The 17,881-nt window shown below is 63.3% G+C and carries 19 protein-coding genes; 7 read left to right on the top strand and 12 right to left on the bottom strand.

Annotation, left to right across the window (positions count from 1 at the left end):
• The first annotated feature begins 56 nt into the window (after positions 1 to 56).
• Positions 57 to 1,265 carry a hypothetical protein gene (locus tag ACP7DE_RS09815; RefSeq protein WP_426071925.1) on the top strand — a complete coding sequence of 403 codons (1,209 nt, stop codon included), beginning with the start codon at positions 57 to 59 and terminating at the stop codon, positions 1,263 to 1,265.
• A 105-nt stretch (positions 1,266 to 1,370) separates the two neighbouring features.
• A complete protein-coding gene (locus tag ACP7DE_RS09810; RefSeq protein WP_426071924.1) occupies positions 1,371 to 2,033 on the top strand; it encodes a hypothetical protein in 663 nt (220 codons plus the stop codon).
• A 6-nt stretch (positions 2,034 to 2,039) separates the two neighbouring features.
• Here ACP7DE_RS09810 and ACP7DE_RS09805 read toward each other — a convergent pair whose 3' ends face one another.
• Complete coding sequence (locus ACP7DE_RS09805) at positions 2,040 to 2,534, bottom strand: DNA-deoxyinosine glycosylase (RefSeq protein ID WP_426072171.1); 495 nt, start codon at positions 2,532 to 2,534, stop codon at positions 2,040 to 2,042.
• A gap of 66 nt (positions 2,535 to 2,600) precedes the next feature.
• Positions 2,601 to 3,638 (bottom strand): hypothetical protein, encoded by a 1,038-nt coding sequence (locus tag ACP7DE_RS09800; protein WP_426071923.1) that lies wholly within the window; start codon positions 3,636 to 3,638, stop codon positions 2,601 to 2,603.
• Between ACP7DE_RS09800 and ACP7DE_RS09795 the strand changes: the two genes are divergently transcribed.
• Together ACP7DE_RS09795 and ACP7DE_RS09790 are read left to right on the top strand one after the other, a co-directional pair.
• A complete protein-coding gene (locus ACP7DE_RS09795) occupies positions 3,628 to 4,056 on the top strand; it encodes a DUF962 domain-containing protein (RefSeq protein WP_426071922.1) in 429 nt (142 codons plus the stop codon). The two genes, ACP7DE_RS09800 and ACP7DE_RS09795, sit on opposite strands and share 11 nt — an antisense overlap.
• 158 nt (positions 4,057 to 4,214) lie before the next feature.
• Positions 4,215 to 4,664: a glycine zipper 2TM domain-containing protein gene (locus tag ACP7DE_RS09790; protein ID WP_282407835.1), complete on the top strand. Its 450-nt coding sequence runs from the start codon at positions 4,215 to 4,217 to the stop codon at positions 4,662 to 4,664.
• 21 nt (positions 4,665 to 4,685) lie between these two features.
• Here the strand turns inward: ACP7DE_RS09790 and ACP7DE_RS09785 are convergent, their stop codons facing one another.
• Positions 4,686 to 4,817, bottom strand: a complete 132-nt coding sequence (locus ACP7DE_RS09785; protein WP_426071921.1) for a hypothetical protein — start codon at positions 4,815 to 4,817, stop codon at positions 4,686 to 4,688.
• A gap of 184 nt (positions 4,818 to 5,001) precedes the next feature.
• Between ACP7DE_RS09785 and ACP7DE_RS09780 the strand changes: the two genes are divergently transcribed.
• Both ACP7DE_RS09780 and ACP7DE_RS09775 read left to right on the top strand, forming a co-directional pair.
• Positions 5,002 to 5,961, top strand: a complete 960-nt coding sequence (locus tag ACP7DE_RS09780) for a DMT family transporter (protein WP_426071920.1) — start codon at positions 5,002 to 5,004, stop codon at positions 5,959 to 5,961.
• A complete protein-coding gene (locus tag ACP7DE_RS09775) occupies positions 5,958 to 6,467 on the top strand; it encodes a GNAT family N-acetyltransferase (RefSeq protein ID WP_426071919.1) in 510 nt (169 codons plus the stop codon). The genes ACP7DE_RS09780 and ACP7DE_RS09775 overlap by 4 nt, the downstream gene beginning before the upstream one ends.
• A 290-nt stretch (positions 6,468 to 6,757) precedes the next feature.
• Here ACP7DE_RS09775 and ACP7DE_RS09770 read toward each other — a convergent pair whose 3' ends face one another.
• Positions 6,758 to 7,036: a hypothetical protein gene (locus tag ACP7DE_RS09770; protein WP_426071918.1), complete on the bottom strand. Its 279-nt coding sequence runs from the start codon at positions 7,034 to 7,036 to the stop codon at positions 6,758 to 6,760.
• Positions 7,037 to 7,050: 14 nt separating this feature from the next.
• Between ACP7DE_RS09770 and ACP7DE_RS09765 the strand changes: the two genes are divergently transcribed.
• Positions 7,051 to 7,230, top strand: coding sequence for a hypothetical protein (locus ACP7DE_RS09765; RefSeq protein ID WP_034746290.1), 180 nt, complete (start codon positions 7,051 to 7,053; stop codon positions 7,228 to 7,230).
• An 11-nt stretch (positions 7,231 to 7,241) separates the two neighbouring features.
• Here the strand turns inward: ACP7DE_RS09765 and ACP7DE_RS09760 are convergent, their stop codons facing one another.
• The 8 genes from ACP7DE_RS09760 to ACP7DE_RS09725 form a co-directional block, all read right to left on the bottom strand.
• Positions 7,242 to 8,705 carry a glycine betaine ABC transporter substrate-binding protein gene (locus ACP7DE_RS09760; RefSeq protein WP_426072170.1) on the bottom strand — a complete coding sequence of 488 codons (1,464 nt, stop codon included), beginning with the start codon at positions 8,703 to 8,705 and terminating at the stop codon, positions 7,242 to 7,244.
• An 81-nt stretch (positions 8,706 to 8,786) separates the two neighbouring features.
• Positions 8,787 to 10,013, bottom strand: coding sequence for an imidazolonepropionase (gene hutI, locus ACP7DE_RS09755; protein ID WP_426071917.1), 1,227 nt, complete (start codon positions 10,011 to 10,013; stop codon positions 8,787 to 8,789).
• A 13-nt stretch (positions 10,014 to 10,026) separates the two neighbouring features.
• Positions 10,027 to 10,602: a HutD/Ves family protein gene (locus ACP7DE_RS09750; RefSeq protein ID WP_426071916.1), complete on the bottom strand. Its 576-nt coding sequence runs from the start codon at positions 10,600 to 10,602 to the stop codon at positions 10,027 to 10,029.
• Entirely contained in the window at positions 10,602 to 11,966 is a 1,365-nt protein-coding gene (locus ACP7DE_RS09745; RefSeq protein WP_426071915.1) for a formimidoylglutamate deiminase, read from the bottom strand. Before ACP7DE_RS09745 ends, ACP7DE_RS09750 begins: the two co-directional genes overlap by 1 nt.
• An 8-nt stretch (positions 11,967 to 11,974) precedes the next feature.
• A complete protein-coding gene (gene hutG, locus ACP7DE_RS09740; protein ID WP_426071914.1) occupies positions 11,975 to 12,763 on the bottom strand; it encodes an N-formylglutamate deformylase in 789 nt (262 codons plus the stop codon).
• Positions 12,764 to 12,783: 20 nt separating this feature from the next.
• Positions 12,784 to 14,343 carry a histidine ammonia-lyase gene (hutH, locus tag ACP7DE_RS09735; RefSeq protein ID WP_426071913.1) on the bottom strand — a complete coding sequence of 520 codons (1,560 nt, stop codon included), beginning with the start codon at positions 14,341 to 14,343 and terminating at the stop codon, positions 12,784 to 12,786.
• Positions 14,344 to 14,362: 19 nt separating this feature from the next.
• Entirely contained in the window at positions 14,363 to 16,066 is a 1,704-nt protein-coding gene (gene hutU / locus ACP7DE_RS09730) for a urocanate hydratase (RefSeq protein WP_426071912.1), read from the bottom strand.
• Between the two features lie 118 nt (positions 16,067 to 16,184).
• Positions 16,185 to 17,858: an amidohydrolase gene (locus ACP7DE_RS09725; RefSeq protein WP_426071911.1), complete on the bottom strand. Its 1,674-nt coding sequence runs from the start codon at positions 17,856 to 17,858 to the stop codon at positions 16,185 to 16,187.
• Positions 17,859 to 17,881 lie beyond the last annotated feature (23 nt).

Below are 17,881 nucleotides of genomic sequence, written 5' to 3'. Positions count from 1 at the left end.
AGCCATGGCGCCCGTTTCCGTTTGCCTGACCCGTCTTTCTTAACTTGTTGATCGCCATGCCCAAAAATAAGCGCCCTGTCCCCCGTAAAACCGCCAACACGCCTGAAGACAAGGATGAGTCCGTCACGCGCATGCTGTGCACGATGGCCCTGAACCTGGCGGAACAGGAAGACAGCGAATCGCAGGGCACGGTGCTGGCCGAGCAAGCCGTCGAGTTCGGCCGCCTGATCCGCAAGGCATTGAATCAAAAGAAGGATGAAATCCTGTACGACGCCATCGAGCGCGCCAAGTACGAAGACGTGGGCGCCTACCAGTATTTGCGCAGCCATATCGAGGAAGCGGCATCGATTTCCGTGATCCGCCGCGAGAATGCCCCGGCCATGGAAATCAACGCCTTTGTCGTGCCCCTGCTGGTGCAAAGCACGGGCGGCCTGAAGGAAGCGGACAGTTTCCAGGACCAGGACGCGTTTGAAACGCTGGTGAAAAGTTTTCAACAGTCGCAGCTGGAAAGCGCCAAAGCCAAGGTGGTCTTGATGAGCCATGCCTACGACCTCGATGAAATCGACCGCATCACCTATAGCCACCTGCACGAGATGGTGCGCGATGCGTACGCGTCGATGACGGACAAGAAGATCGTCGCCACGCCGGGCCTGGAAAGCAGCATTGTCGGCTGGAGCGAGACGGCCTTCGGCCCGCAAGACACGGCCGTCGAACTGCGCTTCCTGCTGGGCTTTGCCCTCAAGCGCGTGGATGACCCGTTCTATGCGGAACCGAAGGATGAAGCGGCGCTCGACGCCTGGTTCGACGCGCGCATGGCCCGCTACCAGCTGTGGACGACGGAAGTGGGCGGCCTGGTGAAACGCTGCCTGGCGCCGGCCGGCAGCGCCCTGGAAGTGAGCTTTTTGTACCAGGATCTGTTCCACGGTGGCAAGGAACAAGGCATGAGCGAGTATGCGATGCTGCAGATGATGTCGGGCATCAACCATGCGTTGGCGGAAAATAACGTGGACGCCGGCGACGTCTCGGTGGTCGTCGGCCCGGCCGATGAGCATGGCGAGATGCTGCTGCGCGTCAACGTCAGCATGGCGGGCGGCCAGCTGCTGCACAGCGCCGACAAGCCGCTGGACCTGGCTGCCGACCTGCAGGACGAAGTCGACGACATCTGCGATGCACTGGCCACCATCGGCGTGACGCAATTGTCGGTCGCGCTGAAATTCGATGCCAAGGGACAGCCGCTGGAAGCGCAGCCGTACGCACCGGCGTAAATTCCGCCTCTTCCCCCGCCGCCTGCCGCCTTGGCAATCTACAATTATCAAGATACCATCTCCCGTTAGCGTGCGACCAGCCTGGCGCACCTTCCGGAGATGCGCATGCCCCAGCCGCAACTGATCAATATTGCCACCCATGTGCTGGCCGGCAGCGCCGCCATCGGCCTGGGCTTGTTCCTGGTGGCTACCTCCAAGGGCACGCCGCAGCACCGCCGCCGCGGCAGGCTGTTCGCCTGGCTCACCTTGCTGGTCTGCGCCACGGCCGCCATCGGTAATCTGCTGTTTGCCTATCGCCCCGTCTTTGCCGTGCTGACGGTGCTGGTGCTGTACCAGCTGCTGAGCGGCTGGCGCGCCGTCTACACGCGGGATGCAGGTCCGCAAGCCGTCGATGGCTGGCTGACGGCGGCGGCCCTGACGGCGGGCGGGCTGATCCTGCTGCGCCTGCAGCACGATGCTTCCGGACAGCAAACCATCGTCGTCCTGTCATCTCTGGGCGGCCTGGCCACCATCCTCGTCTACGACGGCGCACGCTGGGCCTTTCCCCGGCGCTGGCATGGCGTGTTGTGGCGCTATGAACACATTTACAAGCTGCTCGCCTCGCTGTTCGCCATGTTCTCGGCCGCCGCAGGCAATTTGCTACGCATGGGGCAACCCTGGACGCAGCTGGCGCCATCCGTGCTTGGCTTGATCTGCATCGCCTGGTACTGGCGGCGCCAGTACCGGCAAGAACAAGCCCTCCGCCCCATGCACCGGGTCGTCGCCTGACACCACTTATCCGCTACGCAAAGACAACCACGCCTGCAGTTTCTGCGCATACGCGAGCGTGTAGGCCGGGCTGCTCGACGGCAAGCTGACGATGCGGTAACGCTGCGCATGCTCGCCCAGCACCTTGACGCCCAGCTTCGCGGCCGTGCCGCCGTTGAAGGCGATGGTTTGCAGCCGTGGCAAGCTGACGGCCAGGGCCACCAGGTCGTTATCGTCGCGTACGCGGATATTACTGTCCAAGCTGCCCATGCGCTGCGCCTGCGCCACCACGTCCCACAGGCCCACGCCGTGCGCCAACAAGCTGCTCAACCGCGCCTCATAGGGCTGGCTGGTCAAGTCCACGCCCAGCACTTCGCCCAGCAGCCTCCAGAATTTGTTTTGCGGATGCGCATAATATTGACTGTGCGCCAGCGATTTTTCGCCGGGCAGGCTGCCCAGTATCAGCAAGCGCGTGCCGGCGTCGACGACAGGATCGAAACAGCGCTTGCGCGGCTCCGGCATGCCCGGTTCAAGAGGGAATAGGCGAGTCAAAAGCGGCATCCTGTGGGAGTGGTGGTAGCGCCTATTTTACTGGGGCCACTGCACGGGCACGGACATGATGCCCTTGTCATCCCACACCTGCACCTGCGCCGTATGAAACCTGCCTTGCGGCGTGACGGACTCGCCGATGCCATTGACATGGTATTGGTAGCCCGAACCATAGCGCTGCGCCACTATCGTGTGCGCCTGCCGGGCCGTCTCGCCACGCGAGGTCGCCAGCCCGATGCCAACGCTGCTGATACCCAAGATTAGCCCGAGAATGGCGGGTATGCGCAAATCGCGCCGCCTGTATCCCCTGGCATCACAGGCGGCCATGACGGCAGGCATCCCCAGTTGACGGTACAAGTAATGCATGGTCCACAGCGACAGCACGGTTTCCAGCACCAGCCAGCCATAACGGACAGGCGCCAGCTTGAACTGCGTGACGGTCAGGGACAGCGGTTGCATGAACAGGAAATCGAGCACCAGCACGGTGGGTAGCAGCAAGAGGGCAATCAGCCAGCGCAGCCATCTCGCCGCGCGCAGCTTGCCACGCAACAAAAAAATGCCAAAGATCAGCAATTCGATGCCGCCAACAAAATAAATCCGCCTATCCGCCAGAGCGATTTCAGACCAAGCACTGACTGTTAACACGACCCACGTGAACAGCAGTACATAGCCCGCTGACTGCAAGTGGGGCTTGGCCGCTTGCGTGAGTGCGGCGGTGGTCGAATCGAGCGGCTTGTCCTGCGGCCGCGCCGCCCACTGGCGCTGCTGTGCCTCCAGCTCATCCTGCTGACGTTGGGCAATTTCCGTTTCTATACGCTGGCGCCGCACAGCGTCGGTGCCCTCCTGTCCGGACAAGGCTTGCTGCAGGGATGCCATCGAATAGCGCTGGTAATCAGGATGGCTGGCTGGCGATGTCACGGATGCCTTTGAAATGAAAGAAAATATTTCCAATAGAAAATAATAACGCAAAATTACCATTTGAACAATTCCACCATAGAACGCCGCGTTCGGCGGCGGGTGTTCCGGTGTAGAATTTCCAGGCAAAACACCACACAAGGGACCGCCCATGCGCACCATCGACACCCTGCTGGCCCAGTATGGCGAAAGCCACCGCAACCACGTCAATGAACGGGTGCACATCGTGTGCGTGCCGCTGATCGTTTTCAGCCTGCTGGGGCTGCTGTGGAGCGTGCATGCCAGCGTGGCGCTGCTCGGCAGTATTCTGGCCTTATACTATTATTACAAGCTGTCGCGCCCGTTTGCGGCGGGCATGCTGGCGATGCTGGCCGCCATGCTGGGCCTGCTGCTGCTCATGCCGGCGCTGACCATCTTGCCCGTGGCGCTGGCGCTGTTCGTGCTGGCCTGGATAGGCCAGTTCATCGGCCACCAGATCGAAGGCAAGAAACCGTCGTTCCTGGACGATTTGCGCTTCTTACTGGTGGGGCCGCTGTTCGTGCTGGGATTTTTGTACCGGCGCCTGCGGCTGGCGTATTGAACGGAAAGTGGTCATGTGGTCATGCGGTCACGCGGGGCCGGTAACAGATTTTTACTATTCACAACTAGTTATCTGCACCAAGTGTCCTTATGATAAGTCAGCATCTTTACTGCCGGTCGACGCAATCGGCAATTAACTTTTGTCCAAGGGAGTCCCACATGAAAGCACCAATCATTGCAGTGGCATTGCTCGCCACCCTGGCCGGCTGCGCCGTACAACCGAACTCGGCTAATGTCTACAATGCGCGCCAGGCGCAGAATGAACAATCGGTTCGCATGGGCACGGTTGAATCCGTGCGCCAAGTGACCATCGACAAGGGCGAAACGGGCACGGGCGTGCTGGCTGGTGCGGCGCTGGGCGGCGTGGCCGGCTCGGCAGTCGGCGGCGGCAAGGGCGCCATCGCGGCCACCATCCTCGGCGCGGTCGCCGGCGGTATGGCCGGCAAGAGCATCGAAGCGAATGCCTCGAACAAGGCCGGCCTGGAAATCACCGTGCGCTTGGACAATGGTGACATGCGCGCCATCGTGCAAGACGCGGATGAACTGTTCCGGCCGGGCGAGCGCGTGCGCTTGCTGTCGGATGGCCGCAAGACCCGCGTCACGCATTGATCTGCTTGCCAGCGCATGCACTTACCCGAAGGCGCCGGCAGCCATGAGCAAGGCCGAGGGCGACATGCCCTCGTGCAGCCAGATGGCCATCAAGGTTGCCACGATGACATACACAAGCAGGCTCCAGACTTTGATCTGCAGTGAGGCTGGCATGGCGGTCCTCCTTCACGGATGCAATTAAGAAAATATTTACTTAATAATAATACAAATATTTTCATAAATTCAACATTTTTCACAAGCACTGCGCTGGCTCAATGCCTGAGAGTAGCTTGCCGCACATTTCGCCCCTTCATTTGCCAAGCTCGACCGGGACGCGCTATGCCCGTATACTTGTGCGATGTCCTCTCCTCTCCTGTTCATCATTGCCTGCCTGATCTGGGGCTCCACCTTCTGGGCCATCACCTTGCAGCTGGGCGATGTCGCCCCCGCCGTTTCCGTGGTCTACCGCTTCGGCCTGGCTTCCGCCACCCTGTTTGCCTGGTGCGCCTTGCGCGGCGACACTTTGCGCCTGCCCTGGCGCGCGCAAAAATGGATGCTACTGCAAGGCCTGGCCTCGTTTGCCATCAGCTATGTCTGCACCTACAGCTCGGAGCAATACCTGGTCTCCGCCCTCGTCAGCGTGCTGTTTGCGCTGATGGTGTTCTGGACGCCCTTGCTCAACCGCATCGCCTTCGGCACGCCGATTACCTGGAGCACCTGCTGCGCGGCCTTCGTCGCCATCTGCGGTATCGTGCTGTTGTTTTACCAGTCCATCGGTGCGGCGCTGCAAGATATTCTGGGCGGCAATGGCGGCAATGGCCGCAGTGGTCACTTCCTGCTCGGTTTCATGCTGGCCCTGGTAGCCACCGTGTCCAGCACGCTGGGCAATGCCCTGGTCATGAAAGTGCGCGAACACTCCGGCAACGTGATGCTGACCATGGCCTGGACCATGCTGTGGGGCACGCTCATGGTAGCCGTCTGGGCCATCGCCACGGGCCAGTCCTGGCAATTGCCCACCCGCCCCAGTTACTGGATGGGATTGGTATATCTGGCCATCTTCGGCTCGGTGATCGCCTTCAGTGCGTATTTCACTTTAATCGCACGCATCGGCACGCAAAAGACCGTGTATATCGGCGTCGTCACGCCCGTCATCTCCGTGCTGCTATCGGTGCAGTTTGAACATTACCGGCCCGCCGCCATCGAATGGGTGGGCATGCTGCTCTGCCTGTCCAGCGTGGCCTGGGCCCTGACGTCGGGCGCGCGCAAGACCGCTGCCGTCGCCTCCCTTTCCACCACTCCATCAGCAAAGGCAACATGAACACTTTCACCGCCACTCTCGCCATCCGTCCCGCCCAGGAAACCGACGTGGCCGCCATCTTTGGCATGATCCATGAACTGGCCGTGTTTGAAAAACTCGAACACATGATGATCGCCAAGGAATCCATGCTGCACGACAGCCTGTTCGGCCCCCATCCCGCGTGTGAAGCGCTGGTCGGCACGGAAAATGGCCAAGTGGTGACGTTCGCCCTGTTCTTCCACAATTTTTCCACCTTCCTGTGCCGCAAGGGCCTGTACCTGGAAGACCTGTATGTCAAGCAGTCGGTGCGCGGCAAGGGCTATGGCAAGCAAATGCTGGTGGCGCTGGCGCAGCTGGCCGTCGAACGCGATTGCGGCCGCTTCGAATGGTCGGTGCTGGACTGGAATGAAAACGCGATCAACTTCTACAAGGGCATGGGCGCAGACGTGATGCCGGACTGGCGCATCTGCAGGGTCGCTGGCGATGCCTTGACGCAATTGTCGGCGGGCACTCCAAAACCAGTTTGATAGGAAGGGAACTGTAAGCGTAAATTCCAAAAAAAATCCCCGCGGGCTAGCGGCACCGCGGGGTGAACCCATTGTCAAGTGGGAGGGGGAGAATGCAATCAACGGTTGTCAATATAAACGCTATGACTTGTCACCGCGCCGACCTTTACATTTGCTTACCGGGCCTTATATTTTCCTTAAATCTGTCAGAGAACTGTCCATCCTTTGCCACAGTTTATTTCCGTGGTTCAATCAATGTGCCATGCAAGCCGATATGTTGTTGCGTAACCCCATTGCCACCCTGCGCATTTTTATAGATTTGGTACACTGTCAGGCAGGCGATGCAGCCAGCAACCACGGCAAAAATGACCATGCGACGCTCCTTGAGTTTTTTTGAAGGTATCAGGGAAAACAGAGCCTGAGGCCGATGATGGCCAGGCAGGAAGATTCAGTGTGGCATCTTCTGCTGGTGGGGCATTGCGCAATATCAAACGCGTCAAATTGACGGCGCGCTGGCGTTTGATACGACGCAAAATGGCGGCAATGCGCTCACACACAATGAACGAATCAATGACCGAATCGTTACGCATATGGGAGCCACATCATGAATGTCTCTGCCAAACCGCTCGTCATGAAAATCTACCGCGCCTACCTGCGCTCCCGCCTGGAGCGCTACACGCGCGACTTGCAAGCCATCGCCGAACAGCGCGAGAACGACTTCCAGGCTGAACGCATCCTGCACCAGGCCGTCGTCTCGGTGCGCTCGAAACTGCACTCGTTGTAACCGTGATGCCGTCAGTGCTGCCGGCCGGCCACGGCCCAGCGCTCCAGCAGCTCGAACAAGCCCTGCGTCAACAGGGCCAACACGGCTGCGGGGATGGCACCGGCCAGCAGCATGTCGTTGTCGCTCAACGCCAGGCCGATGGTGATGCGTTCGCCGTAGCCACCCGCGCCGATGAAGGCGGCGATGGTGGCTGTGCCCACGCTCATCACGGCCGCCGTTTTCACGCCTGCTAGCATGACGGGCAAGGCCAGCGGCAAGTCCACATGCAGCAAGCGGTCGCGCCGGCTCAAGCCCAGCGCCAGCGCCGCCATGCGCAAGCCTTGCGGCACTTGCAAGATGCCCGTGCACGTGTTGCGCACGATGGGTAGCAGCGCATACACGAATAGGGCCACCAGCGCCGGCACCATGCCGATCATCCCCAGCACGGGGATCAAGATCGCCAGCAAGGCCAACGACGGCACCGTTTGCAGCACGCCGACAAAGGCCAGCACCGTTTGCCGCAGCGGCGCCGAAAATGCCGCCAGCACGCCCAGCGGAATGCCGATCAGGCACGCCAGGGCGACCGACAGCAGCACCAGGGTCACGTGCTGGCGTGTCAGAGTCCACAAATCGTCGCCGATGATTTTAGCCAGCAGATTGCTGCGTACGGCGGTCGGTTTGTTCGCCTGCGTGCCGAACGCCAGCCATTGCCGCGCCACTCCCGCAAAGCTCTTGCCATCGATTTCCACGGCCGCATTCATGGCAATCATGTCGCCCTCGCTGATGCGCCCCTGCAGCCCTTGCAACGCTTGCCAAGCGGCGGGAAAGCGCGGCGGCACGTCGAGCCGGAACAAGAGCATGGCGTCGTAGCGGGGGAAATACTGCTGCGTGTCGGCCAGCACGCGCAAGCCGTACTGGCGGATCTTCGCGTCCGTCGAATAAATGTCGATCACGTCCACCTGGCGCTGCGCCAGCGCTTCGTAGGCGATGCCGTGATCGAGTCCGCGCGGGCGCTGCGGCAAGCCATAGCGCGCGGCCAGGCCCGGCCAGCCATCGACCCTGCCGATGAATTCATGCGACAGGCCAAACTTCAAGGCGGGGTGCTGCGCCAGCTGCGCCAGGCTGGCGATGGCTTTTTCATCACCGCGCACGGCCAGCGCATAGGTATTGTTAAAGCCCAGAGGCACCGCCACGCCCAGGCCCAGCGCCGCCAGCTCGCGCCGCATCTGTTCCAGATCAATCGGTTTGTCGTGCTTGAGGATTTCGCTGGCGATGGTGCCCATGTATTCGGCATACACGTCGATGCTGCCCGCCTGCAGCGCGGCGAGCACGATGGCTGTATTGCCCAGTCCCTGGCGGTGCTCCGTCTTGACGTGCGGCGCGGCGCTCTGTTTGACGATTTCGCCGAGGATGTAGGATTCCGTGAAACGCTTCGAGCCCACCTTCAAGGTACCGCCATCCAGGGCATGCGCGGGTGCGGCGGCGAAGACAAGCAAGAACAGCAAATAAAACAGCAGGTAAGACAGCAGGTAAGACAGCAAGTAAGCAGCACGCACGCGGCGCTCCAGGACGGATGATCAATCCTTCAAGCTTACCACCGGCGCGCGCCAGACACCGCCGTACACCACGCCCGCACACGGGTTCAGGCCCAGCGCATACGCCAGGTCGGCCGGGCGCGCGATGCGCCACAGGGCGAAATCGGCGCGCTTGCCCACCACCAGGCTGCCCGTTTCATGCTGCAGGCCCAGCGCGCGCGCCGCATGCAGCGTGCAGCCGGCCAGCGCTTCCTGCGGTGTGAGGCGCCACAGGGTGCACGCCATGTTCATCGCCAGCAGCAATGACGTCATGGGCGAGGTGCCCGGATTGCAATCGGTGGACACGGCCATCGGCACGCCCGCCGCGCGCAATGCCGCGACAGGAGGTTGCTGTACTTCGCGCAAAAAGTAATACGCGCCCGGCAGCAACACGGCCACGGTGCCATGTCCTGCCATGGCGGCGATGCCCTCTTCCGACAAGAATTCCAGATGGTCAGCCGACAGGCCGCCGTAGCGCGCCACCAGCGCCGCGCCACCCAGGTCGGACAGCTGCTCCGCATGCAGTTTCACGGGCAAGCCCAAGCCTCGCGCCGCCGCGAACACGCGCTGCGTTTGCGCCGGCGTAAAGCCGATGCGCTCACAAAACGCGTCGACGGCGTCGACCAGGCCATCGCCAGCCAACTGGGGCAGCATCTGCGCGCACAGCAGGTCGATATACGCGTCGGCCTGGCCCGCATACTCGGGCGGCAGCGCGTGCGCGCCAAGAAACGTGGTGCGCACGGACACGGGTAGCTGTTGCCCTATCCTGCGCGCCACGCGCAGCATCTTCGCCTCGCTGTCCGCAGCCAGACCGTAGCCGGACTTGATCTCCAGGGTGGTCACGCCCTCGGCCAGCAGCGCCAGCACGCGGGGCAGGCTTTGCCGCAGCAATTCGTCGTCGCTGGCCGCGCGCGTGGCGCGCACGGTGGACATGATGCCGCCGCCGGCGCGGCTGATCTCTTCATAGCTGGCGCCATTCAGGCGCGCCTCGAATTCGTCGCTGCGATTGCCCGCGTGGACGATATGCGTATGGCAGTCGATCAGGCCGGGCGTCAGCCAGCAGCCCTGCCCGTCGAGCAGGACTGCACCGCTGGCCGGCAGCTCGTCACCGGGGCCGAACCAGGCGATGCGGCCATCCTTGACGGCGATGGCTGCGTCCAGCAGTTCGCCATAGCCGTGCTCCATGGTGGCCAGGTGGACGTTGTGGATGACCAGGTCCCAGTCTTGCATGGTGTTTTCCTTCCTAGATGAACAGATCGACGCGGAAGACGGCCGTGCGCTGCAGAGCTTCCAACCGCCATTCCTGCGCATCGTCGGCATCCAACAGCAAGGCGTCGTAGCGGGCCAGTGCGAACTGCTGCTCTGCACCGCGCGCCAGCACGGCCCCCTCGCCGGCGACAAACAGCAGGGTCGCCGCGCTGCGCCGCGCCAGCTTGCCCGGCGCCGTGATTTTTTCCAGCTGGTGACGGCAGCGGTCGCGGCGCGTCATCACGTTGAAATCCGTCGTCGGCCCCTTGACTTGCGCGGACACGGCCGCTTCGCCGGAAAACCACAGCATGGGCTGCGCTGCGGTCAAGACCACCTTGCGCGTGCCGTCGAGCGTCAGCTGCACGCTGTCGCCATCGACCAGCATCAGGCTGCGGTCGATGCCGGGAAAGCTTGAAAACGGGCCGCTGGCCGTGATTGTCGCCAGGCTGATACGCCAGTCGAAGTCGTCGAAGCCGGCGCCCATGGGAGCAATGGCGATTTCCGTCGTGCTACCGCCGCCATTTTTCCACGGCGCGGCGCGCAGGTATTCATGCGGAATGAAGGTTGCCATCAGAGCGCCCTCAGTTGCGCCAGGGTGCGCTTGTAGGCGGTGGCGATGGCGTCCTGCGCCAGATGGCGCCCACCGCGCACCTGCCACTGGCCGCCACACAACACGTCGCGCACCAAGTTGTCGTTGCCGCAGAAAAGAAAACTGCCCAGCACATCCCCGATAGCCACGCCGCACAAGTTCACATGCGTCTCGTCGAGCACCAGCAAGTCGGCGCGGTTGCCCTGCGCCAGCGCGCCCAGCTTGCGCCCGGACGCCTGGGCGCCGCCTCGCAAGGCCGCCTGCCACAGGTAGTCGCCCACATGGCGTTCATCGGGTGTGGCGGCGACATTGCGCTGCTGGCGCTGCAAGCGCTGGCCGTATTCGAGCCAACGCAATTCCTCGACGGGCGACTGCGATACATGACTGTCGCTGCCGACGCCGAAGCGCCCGCCGGCGGCGATGAATTCGACGAGCGGAAACAGACCATCGCCCAGATTCGCCTCCGTTGTCGGGCACAGACCCGCCACGGCGCCGCTGGCGGCCATCAGCGCCACTTCATCGGGCTGCACATGCGTGGCATGCACGAGGCACCAGCGCGCATCGACATCGACCTGATCGTACAAATACTGCACCGGGCGCCGGCCGCTGGCATCGAGGCATTGGCGCACTTCGCCCTGCTGCTCGGCGATGTGAATATGAATGGGGCGCAGCGCCGGCAGCGCTTGCGCCACTGCGCGGATCTGCGCCACACCAGCCGCACGCAGCGAGTGGGGCGCAAAGCCCACCTCCACCTGCCCGCCGCGCTGCGGCGCCAGCGCCTCGATGATGCGCAAGACATCATCCGCATCGGTGCGGAAGCGCGCCTGCTCGGCTTTCAAGGGCTGCTCGCCGAAGCCAGCATGGCTGTACAGCACGGGCAACATCGTCATGCCGATGCCACTGATGTGTGCCGCGGCCAGCACCCGTTCAGCCGTTTCGGCGGGTCGCACATACAGCGCGCCAGCCGCATCGCGCTGCAGGTAATGAAATTCGCACACAGCCGTATAGCCATGGCGCAGGCATTCGGCAAACAGCTGCGCGGCGATGGTTTGCATCTGCTCCGGCGTGATGTGGCGCGCAAAGCGGTACATCAGTTCGCGCCAGGTCCAGAAACTGTCCCGCGCATCGCCGGTTGCCTCGCCGGCGATCTCCGTCATGCCGCCCAGCGCGCGCTGGAAGGCATGCGAATGCAGGTTAACCATGCCGGGCAAGACATGCTGCGCCACTTCCACGCCAGGCGGTGGAGTTGCACCCTCCTGGATGTGCGACAAGTCGCCGGCCGCATCCCACTCCAGCAGCACGTCGCGGCGCCAGCCATGCGGCAGCAGCGCGTGGCGCGCAAACAAACAGCCGCTCAACGCGCCACCCACGCCACGGCCGCTTCCATCATCTGGCGCAGCGGCGGCTGCACCCGCGCCGCCAAGTCGGGCCGGTAGCCGAACGGCATCGCTTCATCCATGTACACGCATTGACACATCTCCAGCTGGATCGCATGCACGCGGCCTGCCGGCTGGCCGTAATGGCGGGTGATGTGGCCGCCCTTGAAGCGGCCATTCAGGGCGACCGTAAATTGCTCCTGTGCGCGCGCGATATCGACCACGGCGGAGGTCAGGCCACTATCACAGCTGGCGCCATCGGCCGTGCCGAAATTCAGGTCGGGCAGCTTGCCGTCAAAGAAGCGCGGCACGTGCGAGGCGATGGAATGGGCATCCCACAGCACCACGGCGCCATGCACGCGCAGCAGCCGCTCCAGTTCCGCGCGCAGCTGCCGGTGGTACGGCGCCCAGTAGCGCTGCAGCCGGTGCTGTACATCAGCCACATCGGGTTCCTTGCCGGCCAGGTACAGCGGCTCGCGGTGGAAGGTATCGTTAGGCAGCAAGCCCGTCGTATCCTGGCCCGGATACAGATTCGTGTCTTCCTGCGGGCGGTTTAAGTCGATGGTGTAGCGCGACCAGCGCGCCGACAGCACGGATGCATCCATCTCTTGCAAAAAGCCATACAGCTCGCGCAAATGCCAATCCGTATCGGCCTTGATCAGGGCCTGCGGCGTCATGCGCGCGGCGATATCGTCCGGTATGTCGGTGCCCACGTGGGGCATCGACACCAGCAGCGGGATGCTGCCTTCGTTAAAGCGAAAATCCATGCTTGTCTCCTTGCGCCCGCTCAAGCGTACAGCGGAGCGAACAAATTCTTGCACGTGCTGCTCAACTCGCCGCGCAAGACCATTTGCTTGGCCGCCTCGATGTCCGGCGCGAAGAAGCGGTCGGCGTCGAAGAACGGCACCTTTTGACGCAACTGGTGATGCACGTGTTCCAGGTGCGGCGAGGTTTTCAGCGGGCGGTGGAAATCGATGCCCTGCGCGGCGGCCAGCAACTCGATGCCGACGATGACGGCCGTGTTGTGCGCCATGTCGTCCAGCCGGCGCCCGGCAAACGTGGCCATGCTCACGTGGTCTTCCTGGTTGGCGGAGGTCGGCAGGCTGTCGACGCTGGCCGGATGCGCGAGCGACTTGTTTTCCGACGCCAGCGCGGCAGCCGTCACGTGGGCGATCATGAAACCGGAATTGACGCCCGGGTCGCGCACCAGGAACGGCGGCAAGCCGGACAGGGTGGCGTCGATCAGCAGCGCGATGCGGCGCTCGGCCAGCGCGCCGATTTCGGCAATCGCCAGCGCCAGGGTATCGGCCGCAAAGGCCACCGGTTCCGCATGGAAATTGCCGCCCGAGACGATTTCCGCCTGCCCGTCGGGGCCATCCTGGAAGATCAGCGGATTGTCGGTGACGGCATTGGCTTCGATCAGCAGGGTGCGGCCCACATTGCCGATCAAGTCGAGGCAAGCGCCCATGACTTGCGGCTGGCAGCGCAGGCTGTACGGGTCTTGCACGCGCTCGTCGCCTTCCAGGTGCGAGGCGCGAATGGCGCTGTGCGCCACCAACTGGCGGTACATCTGCGCGGCCAGGATTTGCCCCGGCTGTCCGCGCACGGCGTGCACGCGCGCATCGAACGGCGCATCGCTGCCCTTGGCCGCATCGAGCGACAGCGCGCCCGTGACCATGGCCGCTTCCAGCAGGCGCTCGGCCATGAACAAGCCATGCAGCGTCAGCGCGTTCGACACTTGCGTGCCGTTGATCAGCGCCAGACCCTCTTTTGCCGCCAGCACGACGGGCGCAATACCCGCCTGCGCCAGCGCCTCGGGGGCCGGCATCAATTTGCCGTTGACGCGCACGTCGCCCACGCCCAGCATGGCCAGGGTCATGTGCGACAGGGGCGCCAGGTCGCCCGAGGCGCCGACGGAACCCTTGGCGGGAATGGCCGGCATGATGCCCGCGTTGTACAGGGCGATCAGGGTATCGACGATCAACGCGCGCACGCCGGAAAAGCCGCGCGCCAGGCTGCCGATCTTCATCAGCATGATCAGGCGCACGACGGCGTCCGACAGCAACTCGCCCGTGCCGACGGAATGCGACAGGATCAGGTTGCGCTGCAACTGTTCCAGCTTTTCATCGGGGATGCGCGTCTTGGCGAGCAGGCCGAAGCCCGTGTTGATGCCGTAGGCCGCATCGCCCTTGGCGACGATGGCTTGCACGGCGGCGGCCGACGCCTCGATGACGGGATACGCCTCGGCGGCGAGGATCAGTTTCACGGGCGCGGCCCAGACGGCGCGCAGGTCGGTCAGGGTCATCGCGCCAGGTTTTAACGTCCAGTTTTTGGAGTGCTGTGTCATAGTCATTCGAGTCAAGGTCTCAAGGAAGCATGGGAAGAATCAAGCCGTTGCGCTTGGCGCAGGCGGCCGCTGTTTCGTAGCCGGCATCGGCATGGCGCATCACGCCCGAACCGCTGTCGTTGACCAGCACCCTGGCCAGGCGTTTCGCCGCGCTTGCCGTGCCGTCGGCCACGATGACCATGCCCGCATGCTGAGAATACCCCATTCCCACGCCGCCGCCATGGTGCAGCGACACCCAGGTGGCGCCGCCGGCCGTATTCAGCATGGCGTTCAGCAGCGGCCAGTCGGAAACGGCGTCCGTGCCATCCTTCATGCTCTCCGTCTCGCGGTTCGGGCTGGCCACGGAACCAGTATCGAGGTGGTCGCGGCCGATGACGATGGGCGCCTTCAGCTCGCCCGTGCGCACCATCTCGTTGAAGGCCAGGCCGGCGATGTGGCGCTCGCCCAGTCCCAGCCAGCAAATGCGCGCTGGCAGGCCCTGGAAGGCGATGCGCTCGCGCGCCATGTCCAGCCAGTGGTGTACCTGCTTATGGTGCGGGAACAGTTCCTTGATCTTCGCATCCGTCTTATAGATATCTTCCGGGTCGCCCGACAAGGCCACCCAGCGGAACGGGCCCCGTCCTTCGCAAAATTGCGGGCGGATATAGGCGGGCACGAAGCCGGGGAAGTCGAAGGCGTTCTGTACGCCCTGGTCGAACGCCACCTGGCGGATGTTGTTGCCGTAATCGACAGTGTGCACGCCCATGGCGTGGAAATCGAGCATGGCTTGTACGTGGGCGGCGCAGGAATCGGCGGCGGCCACCGTCAGGCGCGCGTGGCGCTGCGGGTCCTGCTGCGACGCCTTCCAGTCCGACACACTCCAGCCGCGCGGCAGATAGCCGTTCACCAGGTCATGCGCGGAAGTCTGGTCCGTCACCAGGTCCGGCACCAGGCCGCCCGCTTTCGCGCGGCGCACCAGTTCCGGCAGCACTTCGGCCGCGTTGCCCAGCAAGCCAATGGAAATGGCGTCCTTGCGCTCCGTATGGTATTTGACCAGTGCCAAAGCTTCGTCCAGGCTGGCCGCCTGCTTGTCCAGGTAGCGCGTGCGCAAACGGAAGTCGATGCTGCTTTGCTGGCATTCAATATTGAGCGAGACGGCGCCCGCCATGGTGGCGGCCAGCGGCTGCGCGCCGCCCATGCCGCCCAGGCCCGCCGTCAGAATCCAGCGCCCGCCCCAGTCGCCGCCAAAATGCTGGCGGCCCGCTTCGGCGAAGGTTTCATACGTGCCCTGCACGATGCCCTGCGTGCCGATGTAAATCCAGCTGCCGGCCGTCATCTGGCCGTACATGAACAGGCCTTGGCGATCGAGTTCGTTGAAGTGTTCCCAGTTGGCCCATTTCGGCACCAGGTTGGAGTTCGCAATCAGCACGCGCGGCGCGTCCGCGTGGGTCTGGAAGACGCCCACCGGCTTGCCGGACTGGATCAACAGAGTCTGGTCGTCTTCCAGCTCGCGCAGCGAGGCGAGGATTTGGTCGAAACAGGCCCAGTTGCGGGCCGCGCGGCCGATACCGCCGTAGACCACCAGGTGCTGCGGATTTTCCGCCACTTCCGGGTCCAGGTTGTTTTGCAACATGCGGTAGGCCGCCTCGGCCTGCCAACTCTTGCAAGCCATCACCGTGCCACGCGGGGCGCGGATGGTACGGCTGGCATCAAAGCGTGGATCGGTGTCCATTGTGCTGTTCATGCTGTCTCCTCGTAGGGTGCGAGCGGGCGTACCTGGCCCGATACCTGGCCCGCCCTTGTACTCCCAGCATAGGTTGTCTATACAACCAAGTCAACAGGTTTTTGCTGGCGTCAAATCCTTATTTTTTCTGAAACACGCGCCGGCCCGCCACCCACGTCTGCAGCACTTGCGTCTTGCCGATGGCCTTTGGTTCCACCTTGAACAGGTCCTGGTCAACGACGATGAAGTCCGCCCATTTGCCCGCTTCCAGCGTGCCGATGGCATTTTCCTGGTGCGCCGCCCAAGCCGCGTCGAGCGTGAAGCAGCGCAGCGCTTGCGTCACCGTCATGGCTTGCTGCGGATACCAGCCACCGGCCGGGAATCCTTCGCTGTTCTGCCGCGTGACGGCCGCGTGGATGCCCTCGAACGGGTTCGGCGACTCGATGGGGAAGTCCGAACCGCAGGCGATGCGCGAACCTTGCTTGAGGAAGGTGCGCCACGCATACGCGCCCTTGATGCGCTCGTGGCCCACGCGCTGCTCCGCCATGTTCTGATCGGACGTGGCGTGCGTGGGCTGCATCGACGGCACGATGCCCAGGGTCTTGAAGCGGAAAATATCGGACAGCTGCACCACCTGCGCATGCTCCATGCGGTGGCGCAGGCCCACGCTGCGGTACTGCCCGATCAAGGCCTGGTAGCCGTCGAGGATTTGATGGTTGCCTGCGTCGCCGATGGCATGCACGTTCACTTGGTAGCCGGCGTGCATGGCCTTTTCCATTTTCGCGCGCATGGCGGCGTCCGGGTAGAACAGCAGGCCACTGGTAGATGGATCGTCGCTGTAGGGAGCCAGCAGGGCCGCGCCACGGCTGCCCAGGGCGCCGTCGGACAGCAGTTTGACGGCACGCAAGGCGTACATGTCGCGCGCGTAGCTGTTGAGAGGACCATTTTTCGACAGCGCGTCGAAATCTTCCGTCGTGTCGGCAATCATGCCGTACACGCGCACCGTCAGCTTGCCATGGTCCGCATAGTCGCGGAACAATCGGTCCTGCATCTGGCCGATGCCAGCATCGTGCACACTGGTCAGGCCCACTTGCGACAGCTGCGCCAGCGCACCATCGAGGGCGGCGCGATTTTCCACGTCGCCGGGTTTTGGCAGCACGGCATCCATCAAGTCCATGGCGTTATCGACCAGTACGCCGGTGGCATTGCCATCCGCATCCCGTTCGATCTTGCCGCCTGCGGGGTCTTGTGTGGCGCGCGTGATGCCGGCCAGCGCCAGCGCGCGGCTGTTGGCCCAGCCAGCGTGGCCATCGACCCTGCGCAGCCACACGGGCCGTGCGCTTTCAGCAGCATCGAGTTCTGCGGCCGTGGGAAAGCGGCCCAGTTTCCAGATTTCCTGGTTCCAGCCATTGCCGATCACCCAGCTGCGCTCGGGGTGCGCACGGGCGAAGTCGCCCACGGCCTGCACGGCAGCCTGCAGCGATGCAGAACCGTACAGCATCACGCCGCTGGCAATCGTCCCCAGGCCGAACACGTGGCCATGCGCGTCGATCAGCCCCGGCAACACGGTTTTTCCCTGCACATCGACATAGGTGGCGCCCTTGGCCGCCTTGCGTTTCACCTGCGCGGCGCTGCCGACGGCGAGCAGCTTGCCAGAGTCGTCAAACGCCAGCGCAGTAAAGCGCACCACCTTGCCAGCCGCGTTGAGCGTGTAGCCGTTGGCGTTGTCGATGACGGTGTCGGCGTGGACCTGGCCGAGAGTGCCCATACAGGCGAGAACAAGCAGGGTGCGGCGCATTGGCAGGGTCGGCATTTCCATCTCCAGGTCTTTTAAGT

The sequence above is a fragment of the Janthinobacterium sp. DSP2-3-3 genome (assembly GCF_049897325.1).
Lineage (GTDB): Bacteria > Pseudomonadota > Gammaproteobacteria > Burkholderiales > Burkholderiaceae_D > Janthinobacterium.
Note: the sequence above shows the minus strand (reverse complement) of the source record. Positions and strands in the feature narration are given on the sequence as shown.